Below are 17671 nucleotides of genomic sequence, written 5' to 3'. Positions count from 1 at the left end.
CCTTGCCGCCTACTTCTTACGGAACGCGTCGAGGGAAACGACGTCGGCGCTTTTCACGGCGCCTTCTTCGCCGGCAGCGGGTTCCGCCAGGTCGGTTTTTGCCGCAGCCGCCGGCTTATCGGCCTTCTTCTTCGGATCCGCCTTTGCCGATTTCGGCGCCGTTTTCGGTTCGGTTGCCGTGTCCACTGCCTTGAGAACGGGGGCCGGAGGCTCGACGGGGATCACCTCGGCTGGTTCAACCGGCTTGACATCGAACTCCAGCTCGAAGTTCACCGAGGGATCATAAAAGCCGCGCACGGCTGAGAACGGAACTTCCAGCTTTTCGGGCACATCGGAAAAGGAGAGGCCAACCTCGAAGCCGGTGTCGGTGACCTTCAAGTCCCAGTACTGGAATTGCAGCACGATCGTCATCTGCTCGGGATAGCGCTCCTTCAAGCGCGTCGAAACCCGCACACCGGGAGCACCCGTCAGGAAGGTGATGAAGAAGTGATGGTTGCCGGGAAGCCGGCCCGAGCGGGCAACCTCCGTCAGCACCTTGCGCATAACGCCGCGCAAAGCCTCCTGGGCCAGAATATCGTAGCGGATGTGGTCTTCGGCCATGGCCGCAAGCAGTTCCGATTGAATCGTGAGCTAAGGTTTAGAGAAGCTTCTCGGTTCCGTAAACCGAGCAATCGCGCCTGCGTCATCAAAGAAGGGAAGTGGAGGTTTCTGTTGCCAGGTACCTCCGAACCCCGCCTAGAAGTGCGAACCCCTAGGGCTTGATTTGAAGCTATCGCACCGCATTAAGCGGCGAGACGTGCTTCCGCATAGTTGTCGTTTGCAACTACAAGTTTAGCCCGATAACGGTGGTACAATGCCGGGAAAAAGTCCGCTCTTTACACCCTCGTCGATCCTATTTCGCCCCCAGCACCAGCCGCTGTTTCCAGCGGTTCGTGGTGGAGGCGCCGGGTACCGCCCCCGGGTCCGAATGGCTTATTTCAACGGCCGTTTATTTCCATAGTCGGTCAAGCCGACAAACGAGATATAAGGGTTCTGCAAGCTTCTGCAAAGGGCCGGTGCAAGCTGACCGTTGCACCCAAGCCAAAAACGCGGGATGAACCGCGAAACGGCATTCTGTGGAGAACACCATGGCAGACAACCCGGTTTGGTTCATCACCGGCTGTTCGACCGGCTTCGGACGTGCGCTGGCCGAGTTGATCGCCAAGCGGGGTTGGAACCTAGTTGCCACGACGCGGGACAAGTCGAGCCTTTCCGACCTCGCCGGTGACAACGTCCTGTTGCTCGACCTCGACGTGACGCAGCAGAGCCAGATAACCGAAGCCGTTGCGGCCGCGGAAGAGCGCTTCGGGCGCATCGACGTACTCGTCAACAATGCAGGCTACGGCTATCTGACCTCGGTCGAGGAAGGGGAAGACGAGGCGATCAGGGCGCAGTTCGAAACAAATGTGTTCGGCCTGTTTGCCCTGACCCGAGCCGTGCTTCCGCTCATGCGCAAGCAGCGCAGTGGGCACATCATGAACATCACCTCGGTTGCCGGCTTCGTCGGCAATCCGAGCTCCGGCTATTACGCTGCGAGCAAGCACGCGGTGGAAGGCTTTTCCAAGTCGCTCGCCAACGAGATGCGCCCGCTCGGGATCCGGGTCACCTGTGTGGCACCAGGGCCTTTCCGCACCGATTGGGCAGGTCGCTCGCTCCAGCGCACCAGCACGCAAATCGCCGATTATGCCGACACCGTCGGCAAGCGGTTTGCCGACCTCGACGGCTACAGCGGCAAGCAGGCCGGCGATCCGGTTCGCGCCGGCGAAGCCATGATCACGCTTTCGCAGATGGACAAACCGCCGTTGCACATCGTCCTGGGGGCTGGCGGGCACAAGGTCGTTTCCCGCTACCTTCTGAACACGATCACAGAACTCGAAGCGCATCGAGACCTGGCGCTTGGCACCGACTTTCCGGAAGATGGCTGATCCAGCACCATCATGAGCCACGGGGAACAACACTATCTCGATCTCATGCGACGGGTTCTGGAGCGCGGCGACGAGCGACTTGACCGGACGGGCGTCGGCACTCTCTCCTTGTTCGGCGAGATGCTTCGCTTCGATCTTTCCGACGGGACGGTCCCGATCCTGACCACGAAGCGAGTGTTCTGGAAAACGGCCGTCAAGGAAATGCTGTGGTTCCTGACAGGACGCACGGATCTGCGCTCGTTGTTGCAACAAAACGTGCGGATCTGGACAGACTGGCCTTTGCAGAAATACCGGCAGGCGTCCGGCGAAACGATCAGCCAGGCAAACTTCGAAACGCGCATCCTTACGGATGATGCATTCGCCGCGCAGTGGGGCGACCTCGGGCCGATCTACGGCAAGCAGTGGCGGCGCTGGCAAGGACCCGACGGAAAGGTTTACGACCAGATCGGCGCGCTTGTGGAAACGCTGAAGCGCGATCCGGCGAGCCGGCGCATGCTGTTTCACGCCTGGAATGTGGCCGATCTCGGCCAAATGGCGCTTCCACCCTGCCACATGGTGTACCAGTTCCATGTCACGAAGGGACGGTTGTCCTGCATGATGATGCAGCGTTCCGTCGACCTGATGCTTGGCGCGCCCTTCAACTGGGTGGGAACGGTGGCGCTGATGCTGATGCTGGCCGATCAGGCCGAGCTTGAACTCGGCGACTTCGTATGGGTGGGTGGCGATGTCCACCTTTACCGAAACCACCTCGATGCCGCGCGCGAGCAACTGTCACGCCAGCCCCGAGCACTGCCTCGCATGCGCTTGACCCGGCATGCCGACAGCATCGACGACTACCGGATCGAAGATTTCGCCGTGGATGGTTATGATCCTCACCGCGCCATCGCAGCAGATGTAGCAGTTTGAGCCAAACGGCTCGGAAGGATGAAGCGATGGACATCACGCTGGTTGTAGCCGTTTCCGCCAACGGCGTGATCGGGCGCGCAGGTGGATTGCCGTGGCGGCTTTCCACCGACCTAAAGCGCTTCAAGGCCGACACGATGGGCAAGCCGGTGGTGATGGGGCGCCTGACCTATGAAAGCCTTGGCAAGCCGCTGCCGGGGCGCTTGAACATCGTGGTGTCACGCAACGCGGATTACCGCCCCGGGGAGGTGGAGGTGGTGCATTCCCTGGCGGATGCGCTTTCGCTCGCCCGCGCAAGAGCCAAAACCATGCCCGATGCGGATGAAATCTGCGTGATTGGTGGGGGGCAGCTTTTCGAGCAGGCGATCGGCATTGCAGACCGGCTGCGGGTGACGCATGTGCTGGCCGAGATCGACGGCGATACCACCTTTCCCGCCATTGATCCGCAGCGCTTCGTGCCCACCCGCTCCGTGGAAGTACCGGCTGGCGAAAGGGACGATTATCCGACCCGGAGCGTCGTTTACGAGCGCCGCCGTGCTTCTCCCTGAAGCCCCGCGCCCCGCTTTATCGCAGTTGGAGCTTAAACTGCGCGTGACGTCGCGTTGAAAGCGCGCTTTCGCGTCCTTATAGAAGGTACTGGGTGTGGGTGGAGCGCTTAACTCCCCGCAATACGGCATGTTTTGAAAGGTACTTGATGCCCTGGAATAATCAGAGCAATGGCGGCGGCGGGCCGTGGGGGAGCAACGGCGGTGGCGGCGGCAATGGCCCGTGGGGCCAGGGGCCAAGAGGACCAAGCGGTCCGCAAGGCACACCGCCCGATCTTGAAGACATCATTCGGCGCGGCCAGGATCGGCTGCGGCGCGCGCTTCCAGGCGGAGGCGGCGGCGGCAGCAATGCGGGAACGGGTCTCGGCGGCGGGCCGGCCTTGTATGGTCTGATCGCTCTGGTTCTCGTTGCCTTCTGGGCCTTCCAGTCGATCTACACGGTGCAGCCGGATGAGATCGCGGTGGAACTTCGGTTCGGCAAGCCGAAGCCGGACCTTTCTGAGCCAGGCCTGCACTTTCACTTCTGGCCTTTCGAGACCGTCGAAGTGGCAAACGTCGCTGAAAAGCTCATCAACATCGGCGAAACACGCAGCGGCAACAATGCGAACTCCAGTGGTTTGATGCTTTCGGGCGACCAGAACATTGTGGATGTGCGCTTCTCGGTTGCTTATCAGGTCGCCGATCCGACGGCTTATCTGTTCCAGGTTGCCACCCCTGACGACATGCTGCGGCAGGTTGCCGAAAGCGCCATGCGCGAATCGGTTGGCCGGCGACCGGCCCAGGACATTTTCCGCGACGACCGCCAGGGCATTGCAGAAGACGTGCGCGCCATCATGCAGCAGACGCTGGACAGCTATGGCGCAGGCTTGAACGTCAACGCGATCTCGATCGAAGATGCGGCGCCGCCGCGCGAAGTGGCAAACGCATTCGAGGAAGTGCAGCGCGCGGAACAGGACGAAGACCGCTTCGTGGAAGAATCCAACCAGTATTCCAACCAGCGGCTCGGCCAGGCGCGGGGACAGGCGGCGCAGCTTCGCGAAGAAGCGGCAGCCTACAAGACCCGCGTGGTGCAGGAAGCACAGGGTGAGGCGCAGCGCTTCGTGTCCGTGTACGATGAATACGCGAAAGCGCCGGAGGTCACGCGGCAGCGCTTGTTCCTTGAAACCATGGAGCGCGTGTTGCGCAATTCCAACAAGGTCATCGTCGAGCCGGGCACCGGCGCAGGCGGGTCGGGTGTCGTGCCATACCTGCCCTTGCCGCAACTCCAAAACCGGCCGGAAGCGCAGACTCGCGCGCCTGCTCCGGTTGTTAACCAGCCGCGTCCAGCCGCGCAGGCGACGACGGGAGCAACGAACTGATGGCGAACCGTCTTCCTGCAATCCTGATTATCCTCGCAGTGCTGGCACTGCTGGTTTATTCCTCTGTGTTCGTGGTGAACGAGCGCCAACAGGCCATCGTGCTGCGCTTCGGCGAGATCGTCGACGTGAAGACGGAGCCCGGCATCTACTTCAAGGCGCCGTTCGGCTTCCTGAATGCAGACAACGTCCAGCTGGTGGACGACCGCGTTCTGCGCTTCGACCTCGATAATATCCGCGTTCAGGTATCGGGCGGCCGGTTCTACGAGGTGGACGCCTACCTTGCCTACCGCATCGCCGATCCGCGGGTGTTCCGGTCCACCGTGTCCGGCAGCGTGCAGCTGGCGGAACAGCGCTTGCGTACGCGCCTCGATGCCGCCCTGCGTCGCGTTTACGGCTTGCGCGGTTTCGAAGCCGCTCTTTCTGAAGAGCGTAGCGAAATGATGCGCGAAGTGGCGAACCAGGTGCGGCCCGACGCTGAGTCGCTCGGCCTGGAAGTGACGGATGTGCGCATCCGGCGCACCGACCTGACGCAGGAAGTGTCGCAGCAGACCTATGACCGCATGAGCGCCGAGCGCCTCGCCGAAGCCGAGCGTCTTCGTGCCCGCGGTCGTGAAGCCGCCCAGCGCATCCGCGCTCGCGCCGATCGCGAGGTGGTGGAAATCACCGCCGAAGCCCAGCGCGAGTCGGAAATTCTTCGTGGTGAAGGCGAGGCCGAGCGCAGCGCGATCTTTGCGGATGCGTTCAGCCGCGATCCGCAGTTCTTCGAGTTCTACCGGTCCATGGCCGCTTACGACGCGGCGCTGGACGGGCAGGGCACGACGATGCTGCTGTCGCCGGACACGGAGTTCTTCCGGTTCTTCCAAAGCCCAACCGGCAACAATGCGTCGGCTGCGGCCGGAGCGCGACCAGCAACTGCTGGCGCAACGCCCGCGAACCCTACGCCCGCGGCAGCAACGCCTCAGGAAGATCTGAGCGGCACGACCGAAGACGCTCCGGTGCCCGGCCTCGTTCCGGAAGCACCGGCAACGGCGCCGACGCCGGCTCAGTAGTCGTTTTCCGTTGAACGACTTTCTCGACGCGATCGGCCTCGTGCTCGTTATCGAGGGCCTGATCTATTGTGGCTTTCCGAACTTCGCCCGCCGGTTGGCGGAAGAGGTTCGGACCACCGCCGACACAACGCTGCGCATCAGTGGCCTTGTGGCCATGCTTGCCGGGGTCGTGCTGGTTTGGGTGGTCCGCGGATAACGCAGGATTTATTGCGGGGCTTGAAAGAGACGGTCGCAAACGCGCCTCAATTCCCGCAAACATGTCGACACACCGCTCTGGGCCTGCGTGGCACCATCGGATGAACGGAGAAGTTCCATGACGTCGACCGGGGTTGGAGCAGGTCTGCGCCTGCTGATTGCCACTGCTTTCCTTGCAACGAGTGGCTTCGGTCCGGCTTCGGCGCAGGTCACGCCGCCGGTTCTTCCTGATGTCGCGCCCGACGCGGTTCCCGAAGGCGAAGCACAAGGCAATCCACAGAACCCGCAGGGCGTGCCGCTTGGCCAGCCGGCGCAGCCGACCCCGATCCAAGGGCCTGCGTCCGTTGCAGACCTCGCCGAAGACCTCCTTGGTGCCGTGGTGAATATCTCGACATCGCAGCACGCCAAGGGCTCGGACAGCCCGGATGCGGTGCCGATGCCGCAACTGCCGGAAGGCTCGCCCTTCCAGGACTTCTTTGAGGAGTTCTTCAAGAACCGCGAAGGGCAGAGCCAAGGCCCACGCGATGTCCAGTCGCTTGGGTCCGGCTTCGTGATCGATGCGCAACAAGGGATCGTCGTCACGAACAATCACGTGATTGCGGATGCCGACGAGATCGAGGTGATCTTTTCCGATGGTGGCAAGCTGAAGGCCGAGCTGGTTGGACGCGACACCAAAACAGATATCGCCGTTCTAAAAGTCGACCCGACGGCGCGTAAGCTCACGTCGTTGCGCTTCGGCGACTCCGATCGCATCCGGATCGGGGATTGGGTGATGGCGATCGGTAACCCGTTCGGTTTGGGCGGCACCGTGACGGTGGGCATTGTTTCAGCGCGCAACCGCGACATCAATTCCGGCCCTTATGACGATTTCATCCAAACGGATGCCGCAATCAACCGCGGTAATTCCGGTGGGCCGCTGTTCAACATGTATGGGGAAGTGGTGGGCATCAACACGGCGATCATTTCGCCGTCCGGTGGGTCCATCGGCATCGGCTTTTCCATTCCCGCCAAGCTGGCGAGCAACGTGGTGGATCAGCTGCGGGAATTCGGGGAAACCCGCCGCGGCTGGCTCGGCGTGCGCATCCAGCCGGTCACCGAGGATATTGCCGAGAGCCTGAGCATGGACAGGGCGGAAGGCGCGCTTGTTGCGGGCATCATCAAGGGCGGTCCGGTGGACAATGGCGTCATCCAGCCGGGCGACGTGATTCTGAAGTTCGACGGCAAGAACGTGCGCGAAATGCGCGATCTGCCGCGCGTGGTTGCAGATAGCCCCGTGGGCAAAGCCGTCGATGTCCTGATCGTGCGCAAGGGCGCCGAGCAAACGGTAAAGGTCACGCTTGGCCGGCTCGAGGACGGCGAACAGATGGCGGAAGCCGAGATCGACAGCGCAGCACCGGAAGAGCCGGATCAGGGTGATGTTGCGGATGCAGCTGCACTTGGTATGACCTTTGAGGAACTGACGGACGAACAACGGTCCGCGTTTTCCATTGCCAAGGAAGTGTCCGGGGTCGTGATCACGGGTGTGGAAGAAGGATCCGCGGCCGCCGAAAAGGGGATCGAGGCCGGCGAGGTGATCACCGAGATCGCCCAGGAGTCGGTTGCAACCCCGAAGGATGTGCTCGATCGCATCAGCAGCCTCAAAGAGCAGGGCCGCAAGAACGCGCTGCTCATGCTGGCTTCAAAAACGGGTGAGCTGCGCTTCGTAACCGTGCGGATCGAGTAGCCGAAAACTTCAGCTGAAGAATCCGGAAGGGCGGCCAAGTGGCTGCCCTTTTTTGTTTTTCGGGATGGATCTATCCGGAAGCAAGTCCGGGAGGTCGTCCAACGTGCTGCACTGCGTTCTCAATGAACAAAGTCGGACGCCTTGTAGCCCTGCAAGAAGAGGAGAGCAGTCAGATCAGCATGATCAATGCGAACGGGTGCCTGTTCGGCAACAACGGGCTTGGCGTGCAATGCCACGCCACTTCCTGCCAGGCGAATCATGTCGAGGTCGTTGGCGCCATCGCCTACGGCGAGGGCATCGGACAGCTGCAAGCCACGTTCGGCAGCAATCGCACGCAGTGCCTCAGCCTTGGCTTCGCGGCCCAGGATCGGCTCCGCCACGGTTCCGCTGAAGCGGCCGTTCTCGACATCAAGCTGGTTGGCACGGTTCTCATGAAAGCCGAGCTCAGCTGCGATCGGATCGGTGAAGTCGCGGAAGCCACCGGAGATCAATGCGGTGTAGGCACCGTTGGCACGCATGGTGGCGACCAATGTGCGGCCACCCGAAGCCAGGCGAATACGGGTGTCGATCACATGGCGGATGATGCCCGCGTCAAGGCCGCGCAAAAGGGCGACACGCTCCCGCAGCGCTGGTTCAAAGGCGATTTCACCATTCATGGCGCGAGCGGTGATGGCGGCGACGTGGTCCTTGAGACCAACCTCGGCTGCCAGTTCGTCGATACATTCCTGCTCGATCATGGTGGAGTCCATATCGGCGATGAGGATTTTTTTCCTGCGCTGTGCCGCGTCCTGCACTATGATATCGACGGGGTGATCAGCTATAGCTTCCCGCCCCGCCCGTTCGACATCGCTTTTGGGGAGAGACGGATCCGGGGAAAGGTCGCAGGCGACAGCTTCGCTCAACCAGGAAACCGGACCTGCTCCCACCGCCGCCGCAACTCGGGTGGCAAGAAGGGCAGTCAGCACCGGGTTTTTAGGATGAGAAACGAGCGTAACAACCAGAGCCATGGAACAACCCGCGCAACGTTCGAGCGATAAAGCGGCCTTGATCCGCGACGCGATCCTGATAGCGGGGCCAACCGCGAGCGGCAAGTCGGCGCTGGCGCTTCGCCTCGCCGAACAACAGAACGCGGTGATCGTCAACGCCGACTCCATGCAGGTCTATGACGTCCTGCGGGTGATCACGGCGCGGCCTGACGCTGATGCGCTCCGGCAGGCGCCGCACCGGCTCTATGGCCATGTTTCACCACGTATCGCCTTTTCCACCGGCTCCTGGCTGCGCGATGTCGCAGCGCTGGCAGCGTCAGAAGAGGGCAGGCGCTTCATCTTCGTGGGTGGCACCGGTCTTTACTTCCGCGCACTGGTGGAAGGGTTCGCGGAAATGCCGGAGATCCCCGACCATGTGCGCAACCGCTGGCGCTATAAACTGCATGAAGAGGGACCGGAGAAGCTGCACCGGATCCTGCGCGCCGAAGATCCGGAGGTCGCCACCATCCTGCGTCCGAGCGACGGGCAGCGCATTGTTCGCGCCCTTGAGGTGCTGGAAACATCCGGCCGCTCGATCGCCGCCTGGCAGGCCGACAGCCGCCCGCCGCTGATCGATCGCGCGAGCGCAACATTCAAGGTGATTGAACCGGATCGTCCGACGCTGATCGCCCGAATCGACCAGCGCTTTGACAGGATGGTGGAGGAGGGGGCGCTGGAGGAAGTCACCGCGCTTCTTGCAGCGCAACCTGACCCGGCGATGCCTTCCATGAAAGCGATCGGGGTGCGCGAGTTGACCGGGGTTCTTCAAAATCGCGTGACACTTGCTGACGCGATCGAACGGGCAAAGATCGCGACAAGACAGTATTCAAGACGGCAGTCCACGTGGTTTCGAAACCAGCTCGGGCCAGAGTGGCAAAGGATCAGCGGCTTTTCTTAAGAAGTTCCTTAAAGAAGAAAATCCGGTGGCAGGCAGCATCCAGTTTGGGGCTGCAACGCCATTTCTGCATCACGAAATTAACTTGATGTAAGCTGCCTTCGGCCTAGAAGAGTGTCAGGAGACAACGGGGGAAATGGTGCGGTTCCACAAGGCTGAATCAGCGTTCTTCGTCTTCGTCGCGCTGGTTCTCGGCGCTGGGGTGCTGAACCTGCACGCCTATGGTGTGCTGCATGCGGACGTCACCTCGCTTTCGTCTCAGCTGGCCGGTGATCGGGTCTATGTGGCGCAACTTCTGTTTGCGTCCGGCGTCTTGCTGGCAACCGGCATCATCTTCGGAACCTTCCTGATCTATCCCCTGATTCGTGGACAGGTACGGGTCGAAGGAACTCTCCGTGCGATGACGGAAACGCTCTCGCAGCGCTCTGAGACCTTGCAGCAGGCAGCGCTCACCGATGGCCTGACCGGCACACAGAACCGGCGCTATTTCGATGATGCGTTGCCCGAATATCTCGGCGAGTTCGCGCGCATCGACAAGCCGGTCGGCTTGTTGATCCTCGATCTCGACCACTTCAAGCTGGTGAACGACAATCACGGCCATGATGTCGGCGACCAGGTGCTGCGCGAAGTTGCCAACTGCCTCAAGGATATGACGCGGCATCACGACGTCGTGGCTCGGCTGGGCGGCGAAGAGTTCGCCGTCGTGGCGCCCAACATGACCCCGGAACTGTTGTTCAAGCTGGCGGAGCGTATCCGCAAGGCCATTGCGGCCATGACGATCACATCCGGCAATGTCCGGCTGAAGGTGACGGCGAGTGTAGGGCTTGCGATCTGGGACGGTTCGGAAGACGCCGAGTCGTTTTACCGTCGTGCCGATCGGATGCTTTATCAGGCCAAGCGCATGGGCCGGAACCGCGTCAGCGCTTGATGCGCTGAGCTGCCGCGGCACGGCGCGGGCTCACCACGCATACCCCATCAGGGAAAAAGAGAAGGGCGGATCTTCTACAACCGCCCGAACGGCGTGTCGGTGGCGCGGCGCATCGGACGTAGCGGCTCAGGTTCGCCGCGGGAAGGCGCAACATAGTTGCGCTCGCCGGCCTGGCTCAGGCTGGGCGCCGCCTGCGGCCGCTGCGGTGCTACCAGTGGTGCGGTGGTTTGCACCTGTTCGGCACGCGGCGTGGCGCGAAGACGGTCGACGATTTCGGCCAGATCCACGTCCTCGGCGATTTCACTGTAAGACTCCACATCTTCCTGGGCGCCGGGCAGCAGAGATGCGGGTTGTTGCTCGAACTTCAGCCGCATGGTGGTTGCGACGCCTTCGCCGAACGCGATTGCCTCGCGCTGACCCATGGACGACAGGAAGGAAAGGGTGGAGGCCGAGGAGTCCGAAATTGCGGACCGGATGATGTCCTGGTCTCGCTCGTTCGCCAACCGCATAGCGAATACGGTGGAACATTGCGACAGGATGGTCGGGTCGAGCTCGCCTGGACGCTGCGTGACGACGCCAAGATAGCAGCCGTATTTGCGTCCTTCCTTGGCGATGCGCGACAAGGCATGGCGGACGGGAGCAAAGCCCAGCGCCGGATCGGACGGCATATAACGATGCGCTTCCTCGCAAAGCACGAGGATCTTGAGGCGGCCACCGCTGCCCATGGCCAGATCAAAGGCCAAGCGCGCCAAAACGCTACACACCGCATTCACCACTTCCGCCGGCATGCCGGCCATGGAAAAGCAGGTGATGGGCTTGCCCTCATGGGGCACGCGGAAGATCTTGCCGATCGCCTGGTGGATAGTGTCGTCGATCAGGCGCGAGCCGAACATGAAGCGATAGCGTGGATCATAAATGGCCCCGTCAATACGGGAGCGCAGCGCGCGCATCGCCGGGCGCGCTTCCTTGCTGTCCAGCATGCCGATGCGCTCATCCAGCATACGGGTCAGATCGGCGATGCGAAAGGGGATCGGCGTGTCGACCGTAATACCGGCGGCGTCGTCATACCGGCGCACCGCCACTTGGCCGCCGTTGCGGTAAGCCGCCTTGGCCAAGGGGATCAGTTCGCGCAGGAGGTCGACCTCGTCGGGATCCGGCTTGCGGCCGCGGAACAGAACCTCGACCAGTTCCTCCATCCGAAACATCCAGAATGGAAGATCGAGACCGGCAAGATCGATTCGATTTGCCTGGCCCGGGAAGGCGGACGAGAACTCGTTGTGTGGATCGAAGATCAGAACGCGGAGGTCCGGGCGTGCGGCAACGGCCTTGCGAACCAGAAGCGACACAGCCGTCGATTTGCCGACGCCGGTCGTTCCGACCACAGCAAAGTGGCGGTTCAGCGCATCGTCGATCGCGACATTGGCTCCGATCGAGTCGTCCTGGGTCAGATTTCCAACCGTGACGGAACGGCGGCCGCCGAGGTCATACACAGCCTGCAGGTCGCGGCCACGGATGCGGTGGGCCAAAGCGCCGAGATGGGGGTAGATCGTGATGCCCCGGTCGAAAACGGGCCCATCCGGCGTATCGCGGACTTCGCCCACGAGCTCGATCTTGACCTCGATCGGATTGCTGTTGGCCGAGTCCCAGGTGAGAGCCGTCGTGCCGATGTGATAAACCAGCCCAACTGTGCGCGTGCCGCCCAGATTGACCGAGATCATCCGGCCAACGGTCCACTGAATCGCACCATCCCCCTCATATGCGAAGGCGGCGATCGTGGCGCGGGCGCCATCACAGGCTGTGATGCGGCCGAGGATGCGCGAGTCAGGCTGTGCAGCGCCGCGGCGTTCTTGCGATGTTGCTTCGCCCGCACGCAACTCCTTGTCGGCATACATCACGCTTGATCTCCCGATGCAGCGGGTATCCTAGCGGCGCAGTGGTTAAGAGCAGGTTCGGCGAAAACGTTCAATGGCACATTCTTCGTGCGGGCCGCTATGCAGGGATTGACGGAACGTGATCTTGCCCTTAGGGTCGCCCACCATGACCAAGACAACCATTATTGTAGTAGGATGGCGCGTGGGCAAGGCGGTGTAACCGCCGGGCGAAAGCACCCCATGCGCAAGACACAGGCTCCCTCGGGGGCCTTTTTTATTGCCTCGAAGACAGCAGCAGACCCGCCCCCAGGGCCGAGAAGAGACGGGATGGAGAGCATGAGCAACGCAACCAGCGGAACGCGCGAAATGTCGGGCGCCGAAATGGTGGTGCAGGCGCTGAAGGACAATGGCGTCGAGCACATCTTCGGTTACCCGGGTGGTGCCGTGCTGCCGATCTATGACGAGCTTTTCCAGCAGGAAGAAGTCCAGCACATCCTCGTGCGCCATGAACAAGGCGCTGGCCACGCGGCGGAAGGGTATGCGCGCTCGACCGGGCGCGCCGGCGTGATGCTTGTCACGTCCGGTCCCGGTGCAACCAACGCGGTGACCCCGCTGCAGGATGCGCTGATGGACTCCATTCCGCTGGTTTGTATATCCGGCCAGGTTCCGACCACCCTGATCGGCTCCGATGCGTTCCAGGAAGCCGACACGGTTGGCATCACGCGGCCCTGCACCAAACATAACTGGCTGGTGCGCGACGTGAATGAACTGGCAGCGATCCTGCACGAAGCCTTTCATATCGCCACGACGGGTCGTCCCGGACCCGTGCTCGTCGATATTCCCAAGGACGTTCAGTTTGCACGCGGCATATATACGCCGCCGCAGCCGGCACCACGCACGTCCTACCAGCCGAAGCTTGAAGGCGACCTCGAAGCCATCCGCCAGGCCGTCGCGCTCATGGCTACGGCCAAGCGCCCGGTGATCTATTCGGGTGGTGGCGTCATCAACGCGGGACCGCAAGCCAGCGCGCTGCTGCGTGAACTCGTTGAACTCACCGGGTTTCCGATCACCTCGACCTTGATGGGACTGGGCGCTTATCCCGCATCAGGACCCGCCTGGCTCGGGATGCTCGGCATGCACGGCTCTTATGAAGCCAACATGGTGATGCACGATTGCGACGTGATGCTTTGCGTCGGTGCGCGCTTCGATGATCGCATCACCGGCAGGCTCAATGCGTTTTCCCCCCATTCCAAGAAGATCCACATCGACATCGATCCGTCGTCTATCAACAAGACGGTGCGCGCCGATGTTGGGATCATCGGCGATTGCGGCCGGGTGCTCGACGAGATGGTCAGCTTGTGGCGCGAAACGGTGACCGCCGACCACGCCGCTCTGCGTCCCTGGTGGAGCCAGATCGAGCAGTGGCGGGCGCGTGACAGCTTCGCTTTCCGGCCGAACCGCGACGTGATCATGCCGCAATATGCGATCCAGCGGCTTTACGAGATGAGCAAGGGCCGCAAAACTTTCATCACCACGGAAGTGGGGCAGCACCAGATGTGGGCGGCCCAGCATTACGGCTTCGAGGAGCCCAACCGCTGGATGACCTCGGGTGGGCTGGGCACGATGGGCTATGGCCTGCCGGCAGCACTCGGCGTGCAGATCGCGCATCCCGACGCGCTGGTGATCGACATCGCGGGCGACGCTTCGGTGCAGATGACCATGCAGGAAATGTCGACGGCCGTTCAGTATGAAGCGCCGATCAAGATCTTCATCCTCAACAACCAGTATATGGGCATGGTGCGGCAATGGCAGCAGCTGCTGCACGGCAACCGCCTGTCGCATTCCTACACGGAAGCGATGCCGGACTTCGTGAAGCTCGCCGAAGCCTATGGCGGCCATGGCATTCGCTGCGACAAGCCGGACGAACTCGACGATGCCATCAATGAGATGATCGCCGTGAAGAAGCCGGTTCTGTTTGATTGCCGTGTGGCCAACCTCGCGAACTGCTTCCCGATGATCCCCTCGGGCAAGGCGCACAACGAAATGCTCCTGCCGGATGAAGCCACGGACGAGGTCGTCGCAACGGCCATCGACGCCAAGGGCAAGATGCTGGTTTGAGTGGCGAATGCCCGGGTGAAGATCGGAGACAAGAAAAGACCATGAACGCGCAGCTTCAGCCGACCGGATCGGCCTACTTCATCGCCCGGGACCTTCAACAGCCCGAAAGCCATACGCTTTCCGTGATCGTCGACAACGAGCCCGGCGTGCTCGCGCGGGTGATCGGCCTGTTTTCGGGCCGTGGCTACAACATCGAGAGCCTCACCGTTTCGGAAACCGAGCACCAGAGCCATCTGTCCCGGATCACCATCGTGACCCGCGGGACGGCTCACGTGCTGGACCAGATCCGCCATCAGCTGGAGCGGATCGTTCCCGTGCACCGCGTGGTCGACCTTTCAGTGCGTGCGACCGAACTCGGGCAGGAACGGCCGCTGGAACGCGAGCTCGCGCTGGTCAAGGTTGTTGGAACAGGCGAAAACCGCGTGGAGGCTCTGCGGCTGGCGGAGGCGTTTCGCGCCAGCGTCATCGATGCCAACACGGAGCACTTCATTTTCGAGATCACCGGCAAGGTTTCCAAGATCGAGCAGTTCATCACCATCATGCGGCCGCTCGGATTGATCGAGATCTGTCGGACCGGGGTGGCGGCCATGAACCGCGGGCCGGAAGGCATGTAGGCAAAACGCAGCAGAGCGCGGAAACGCCATCCAGTAACCGGAGCGTTTCCGCCTTCGAGGTCATCTCATGTCTCATGACAGTTTCCTTGCGCTCCTGGCATTTGCCTTTGTGAGCTCCATCACGCCTGGGCCGAACAACTTCATGCTGCTTTCGTCCGGCGTGAATTTCGGCTTTGCGCGTTCCGTGCCGCATATCCTGGGGATCGGCGCAGGCTTTTTCTCGCTTCTGCTGGCCATCGGGCTTGGCCTTGGTGCTTTGCTGACCGCTTATCCGTCGTTGAACGTCGCCCTGAAAGTGTTGGGTGGCGGGTACCTCCTTTACCTCGCCTGGAAGATCGGCACATCACGCACCATGGGTACAGCGAAGGAAAACCGAGCCGAGCCCCTGACCTTCTTCCAGGCCGCTTTGTTTCAGTGGGTCAACCCGAAAGCCTGGGTGATCGGCGTCAGCGCAATGGCGATCTACACCAACCCGGTTGACCCGTTCTGGTCGGTGATGATCATCGCGGTTTCCTTTTCGATCGTGAACCTGCCCAGCCTGTCGACCTGGACCGGGTTTGGTGTGGCGCTACGCGGGTTCCTGGCCGACCCCGTCAAGTTGAAGTGGTTCAATATCACGATGGGTATTTTGCTTGCGGCGACGTTGTGGCCGATGCTCCGCTAGGAGGCCAGCAGCCTGGTTGTGTTGCCCTGTGTTCTTTTTGTCTAGGCGCTAGGTTACGTCGTCTAGATCGGAGACGCTTGCATGGCCTTCCACGTACGAGATCCGAACCCCGACCGGCTGGTGAGGGAACTGGCGGCCAAGGGCAACGACTCCGCGCAACTGACCTCGATAGCTCTGTCTTGCCCTCCTGCCTCGAATCCGCTTTGAGCTGGGGATGAAGTTTTCCCCACAACAGGACGACGCGCTGCAGGCGGTCGCGCGCTGGCTGAAATCAGGCAAGCCGCAGATCTTCCGCTTGTTCGGCTATGCCGGCACCGGCAAGACGACGCTGGCGCGCTATTTCGCCGAGAATGTCGATGGCAGCGTGCAGTTCGCGGCCTTCACCGGCAAGGCGGCGCAGGTGCTGCGATCAAAAGGCGCGACGAACGCGCGAACCATCCATTCCCTGATCTACCGCCCGCGCGGTGAAGAGGCCGTGTCCGACGAGGCACCGGGCAAGACCTCCATGTCGCCCACCTTCGCGCTCAATCGGCAAAGCCCCGTAGCCCGCGCCAAGCTGATCATCGTGGACGAATGCTCCATGGTGGACGAGCAACTCGGGCGCGACCTGATGAGCTTCGGCACGCCGATTCTGGTGCTGGGCGATCCAGGCCAGCTGCCGCCGATTTCGGGCGGCGGGTTCTTTACCGAGCATGAACCCGATCACCTCCTGACGGAAATCCATCGCCAAGCCCGCGACAACCCGATCATCCGGCTGGCGCTGGAAGTCCGCGAAGGCAAGGAGTTCATGTATGGCGACTACGGCACTGCACAGGTGATCGGCAAGGACGAGGTCAACCAGGACCTGGTGCTGGGCGCCGATCAGGTGCTGGTCGGCACCAATCGCACGCGCCGGCGCTACAATGCACGGCTGCGGGAACTGAAAGGGTTCACGGCCGACTACCCGCAAGCGGGCGACAAGCTTGTTTGCCTGCGCAACGACCCCTCCAAGGGGCTGCTGAATGGTTCGCTCTGGAAGGTCATGACGGCGTCACGCGAAACGGTGAAGCCGGGAATCAACCTGCTGGTTTCGCCGGAAGAAGACGATCCCGACCGCGGCGTGGCCAAGATCAAGCTTCTGAAGGCGGCCTTTGAAACGCCGGATGAAGAAATTTCCTGGCAGCTCAAGAAGCGCTTTGACGATTTCGACTATGGCTATGCGCTGACCGTGCACAAATCGCAGGGCTCGCAATGGAACAACGTGGTCTTGTTCGATGAAAGCTGGGCGTTCCGTGACACCCGGCAACGCTGGCTGTACACGGCGGTCACGCGCGCTGCCGAGCGCCTGACCGTCGTGCGCTGAGTTTTGGAGCCGGCCGTGGCTAGCCCAGGCTTGGCGTCAGCGTCGTGGGTACATCAACGGTTCGGTTGCGGGCGAAAAACACAACCAGCATCAGCGCGACACCCAAGATCACCACAATGGCACCGATGCCGACCAAGCCCTCGGAGCCGCCATTGTCGATCACGGCCTTGCCGGCCAGCAACAGAACTGTTCCGGCCTGATAAAGCGCCAGCTGCGGAAGAGCGAGGCGGGACGCTTTCATGGATGGATAGGCTCGGTAGATCAGGCCGAACAGCACGGAGGCCGTGAAGCCGACGAGGTTCATGTGCGCATGTGTGTTGGTGAACTGGAAGTTGCCTGAAGCACCCAACCAGGTGCCCATCAACATACCGGCAATCAGCCAAGCAAGTCCCAGGCCGATAAAGACATCATCGACACGTTTCATTTGAATGGTCCCCCTTAAAACCACGGGACCCATCATAGCTCACGGCTGCGGTC

General features: G+C 61.8%; 17 protein-coding genes and 1 other RNA gene. 13 read left to right on the top strand and 5 right to left on the bottom strand.

The window, feature by feature from the left end:
- Positions 1 to 9: 9 nt before the first annotated feature.
- Together J5Y06_RS10945 and ssrA are read right to left on the bottom strand one after the other, a co-directional pair.
- On the bottom strand, positions 10 to 600 hold the full coding sequence (locus tag J5Y06_RS10945; protein WP_209335206.1) for an SspB family protein: 591 nt from the start codon (positions 598 to 600) through the stop codon (positions 10 to 12).
- A gap of 97 nt (positions 601 to 697) precedes the next feature.
- Positions 698 to 1053, bottom strand: a transfer-messenger RNA (tmRNA) gene (ssrA, locus tag J5Y06_RS10940).
- A 74-nt stretch (positions 1054 to 1127) separates the two neighbouring features.
- On the opposite strand from ssrA, the gene J5Y06_RS10935 reads away from it, so the two are divergent.
- The 7 genes from J5Y06_RS10935 to J5Y06_RS10905 all read left to right on the top strand — a co-directional run bounded on the left by J5Y06_RS10935 (position 1128) and on the right by J5Y06_RS10905 (position 7737).
- Positions 1128 to 1964, top strand: a complete 837-nt coding sequence (locus tag J5Y06_RS10935) for an oxidoreductase (RefSeq protein ID WP_209335205.1) — start codon at positions 1128 to 1130, stop codon at positions 1962 to 1964.
- A 9-nt stretch (positions 1965 to 1973) separates the two neighbouring features.
- Positions 1974 to 2870 (top strand): thymidylate synthase, encoded by an 897-nt coding sequence (locus J5Y06_RS10930; RefSeq protein ID WP_209335536.1) that lies wholly within the window; start codon positions 1974 to 1976, stop codon positions 2868 to 2870.
- 26 nt (positions 2871 to 2896) lie between these two features.
- Complete coding sequence (locus J5Y06_RS10925; RefSeq protein WP_209335204.1) at positions 2897 to 3415, top strand: dihydrofolate reductase; 519 nt, start codon at positions 2897 to 2899, stop codon at positions 3413 to 3415.
- Between the two features lie 146 nt (positions 3416 to 3561).
- A complete protein-coding gene (gene hflK, locus J5Y06_RS10920; protein ID WP_209335203.1) occupies positions 3562 to 4770 on the top strand; it encodes an FtsH protease activity modulator HflK in 1209 nt (402 codons plus the stop codon).
- Positions 4770 to 5819, top strand: coding sequence for a protease modulator HflC (hflC, locus tag J5Y06_RS10915; protein WP_209335202.1), 1050 nt, complete (start codon positions 4770 to 4772; stop codon positions 5817 to 5819). The genes hflK and hflC overlap by 1 nt, the downstream gene beginning before the upstream one ends.
- A 10-nt stretch (positions 5820 to 5829) precedes the next feature.
- Positions 5830 to 6015, top strand: a complete 186-nt coding sequence (locus J5Y06_RS10910; RefSeq protein ID WP_209335201.1) for a DUF2065 domain-containing protein — start codon at positions 5830 to 5832, stop codon at positions 6013 to 6015.
- A gap of 117 nt (positions 6016 to 6132) precedes the next feature.
- A complete protein-coding gene (locus tag J5Y06_RS10905) occupies positions 6133 to 7737 on the top strand; it encodes a DegQ family serine endoprotease (protein WP_209335200.1) in 1605 nt (534 codons plus the stop codon).
- A 119-nt stretch (positions 7738 to 7856) separates the two neighbouring features.
- On the opposite strand, the gene serB is transcribed toward J5Y06_RS10905, so the two are convergent.
- The gene (serB, locus tag J5Y06_RS10900; RefSeq protein WP_209335199.1) at positions 7857 to 8744 is read right to left on the bottom strand and encodes a phosphoserine phosphatase SerB; all 888 of its coding nucleotides are present in this window, start codon (positions 8742 to 8744) and stop codon (positions 7857 to 7859) included.
- On the opposite strand from serB, the gene miaA reads away from it, so the two are divergent.
- Complete coding sequence (gene miaA / locus J5Y06_RS10895) at positions 8743 to 9660, top strand: tRNA (adenosine(37)-N6)-dimethylallyltransferase MiaA (protein WP_209335198.1); 918 nt, start codon at positions 8743 to 8745, stop codon at positions 9658 to 9660. The two genes, serB and miaA, sit on opposite strands and share 2 nt — an antisense overlap.
- 136 nt (positions 9661 to 9796) lie before the next feature.
- Positions 9797 to 10585: a GGDEF domain-containing protein gene (locus J5Y06_RS10890; protein WP_209335535.1), complete on the top strand. Its 789-nt coding sequence runs from the start codon at positions 9797 to 9799 to the stop codon at positions 10583 to 10585.
- A gap of 74 nt (positions 10586 to 10659) precedes the next feature.
- Here the strand turns inward: J5Y06_RS10890 and J5Y06_RS10885 are convergent, their stop codons facing one another.
- Positions 10660 to 12477 carry an ATP-binding protein gene (locus tag J5Y06_RS10885; RefSeq protein ID WP_209335197.1) on the bottom strand — a complete coding sequence of 606 codons (1818 nt, stop codon included), beginning with the start codon at positions 12475 to 12477 and terminating at the stop codon, positions 10660 to 10662.
- A gap of 315 nt (positions 12478 to 12792) precedes the next feature.
- Between J5Y06_RS10885 and J5Y06_RS10880 the strand changes: the two genes are divergently transcribed.
- The 4 genes from J5Y06_RS10880 (at position 12793) to J5Y06_RS10865 (ending at position 17194) form a co-directional block, all read left to right on the top strand.
- On the top strand, positions 12793 to 14574 hold the full coding sequence (locus tag J5Y06_RS10880; RefSeq protein WP_209335196.1) for an acetolactate synthase 3 large subunit: 1782 nt from the start codon (positions 12793 to 12795) through the stop codon (positions 14572 to 14574).
- Between the two features lie 41 nt (positions 14575 to 14615).
- Entirely contained in the window at positions 14616 to 15188 is a 573-nt protein-coding gene (ilvN, locus tag J5Y06_RS10875) for an acetolactate synthase small subunit (RefSeq protein ID WP_209335195.1), read from the top strand.
- Positions 15189 to 15255: 67 nt separating this feature from the next.
- Positions 15256 to 15852 carry a LysE family translocator gene (locus J5Y06_RS10870; RefSeq protein WP_209335194.1) on the top strand — a complete coding sequence of 199 codons (597 nt, stop codon included), beginning with the start codon at positions 15256 to 15258 and terminating at the stop codon, positions 15850 to 15852.
- Positions 15853 to 16066: 214 nt separating this feature from the next.
- Positions 16067 to 17194, top strand: coding sequence for an ATP-dependent DNA helicase (locus J5Y06_RS10865; protein WP_209335193.1), 1128 nt, complete (start codon positions 16067 to 16069; stop codon positions 17192 to 17194).
- 19 nt (positions 17195 to 17213) lie between these two features.
- Here J5Y06_RS10865 and J5Y06_RS10860 read toward each other — a convergent pair whose 3' ends face one another.
- Positions 17214 to 17618, bottom strand: a complete 405-nt coding sequence (locus J5Y06_RS10860) for a hypothetical protein (RefSeq protein ID WP_209335192.1) — start codon at positions 17616 to 17618, stop codon at positions 17214 to 17216.
- Positions 17619 to 17671 lie beyond the last annotated feature (53 nt).

Source organism: Tianweitania sediminis (assembly GCF_017813335.1).
Lineage (GTDB): Bacteria > Pseudomonadota > Alphaproteobacteria > Rhizobiales > Rhizobiaceae > Tianweitania > Tianweitania sediminis.
This window is presented reverse-complemented; position numbering and strand designations above follow the sequence as displayed.

Bases quoted from the DNA above. Each gene is read 5' to 3' on its own strand.
- miaA (WP_209335198.1), top strand. From the start codon at position 8,743: ATGGAACAACCCGCGCAACGTTCGAGCGATAAAGCGGCCTTGATCCGC.
- J5Y06_RS10860 (WP_209335192.1), bottom strand. From the start codon at position 17,618: ATGAAACGTGTCGATGATGTCTTTATCGGCCTGGGACTTGCTTGGCTG.
- hflK (WP_209335203.1), top strand. From the start codon at position 3,562: ATGCCCTGGAATAATCAGAGCAATGGCGGCGGCGGGCCGTGGGGGAGC.
- J5Y06_RS10935 (WP_209335205.1), top strand. From the start codon at position 1,128: ATGGCAGACAACCCGGTTTGGTTCATCACCGGCTGTTCGACCGGCTTC.
- J5Y06_RS10880 (WP_209335196.1), top strand. From the start codon at position 12,793: ATGAGCAACGCAACCAGCGGAACGCGCGAAATGTCGGGCGCCGAAATG.
- J5Y06_RS10865 (WP_209335193.1), top strand. From the start codon at position 16,067: ATGAAGTTTTCCCCACAACAGGACGACGCGCTGCAGGCGGTCGCGCGC.
- serB (WP_209335199.1), bottom strand. From the start codon at position 8,744: ATGGCTCTGGTTGTTACGCTCGTTTCTCATCCTAAAAACCCGGTGCTG.
- J5Y06_RS10925 (WP_209335204.1), top strand. From the start codon at position 2,897: ATGGACATCACGCTGGTTGTAGCCGTTTCCGCCAACGGCGTGATCGGG.
- hflC (WP_209335202.1), top strand. From the start codon at position 4,770: ATGGCGAACCGTCTTCCTGCAATCCTGATTATCCTCGCAGTGCTGGCA.
- ilvN (WP_209335195.1), top strand. From the start codon at position 14,616: ATGAACGCGCAGCTTCAGCCGACCGGATCGGCCTACTTCATCGCCCGG.
- J5Y06_RS10945 (WP_209335206.1), bottom strand. From the start codon at position 600: ATGGCCGAAGACCACATCCGCTACGATATTCTGGCCCAGGAGGCTTTG.
- J5Y06_RS10870 (WP_209335194.1), top strand. From the start codon at position 15,256: ATGTCTCATGACAGTTTCCTTGCGCTCCTGGCATTTGCCTTTGTGAGC.
- J5Y06_RS10905 (WP_209335200.1), top strand. From the start codon at position 6,133: ATGACGTCGACCGGGGTTGGAGCAGGTCTGCGCCTGCTGATTGCCACT.
- J5Y06_RS10885 (WP_209335197.1), bottom strand. From the start codon at position 12,477: ATGTATGCCGACAAGGAGTTGCGTGCGGGCGAAGCAACATCGCAAGAA.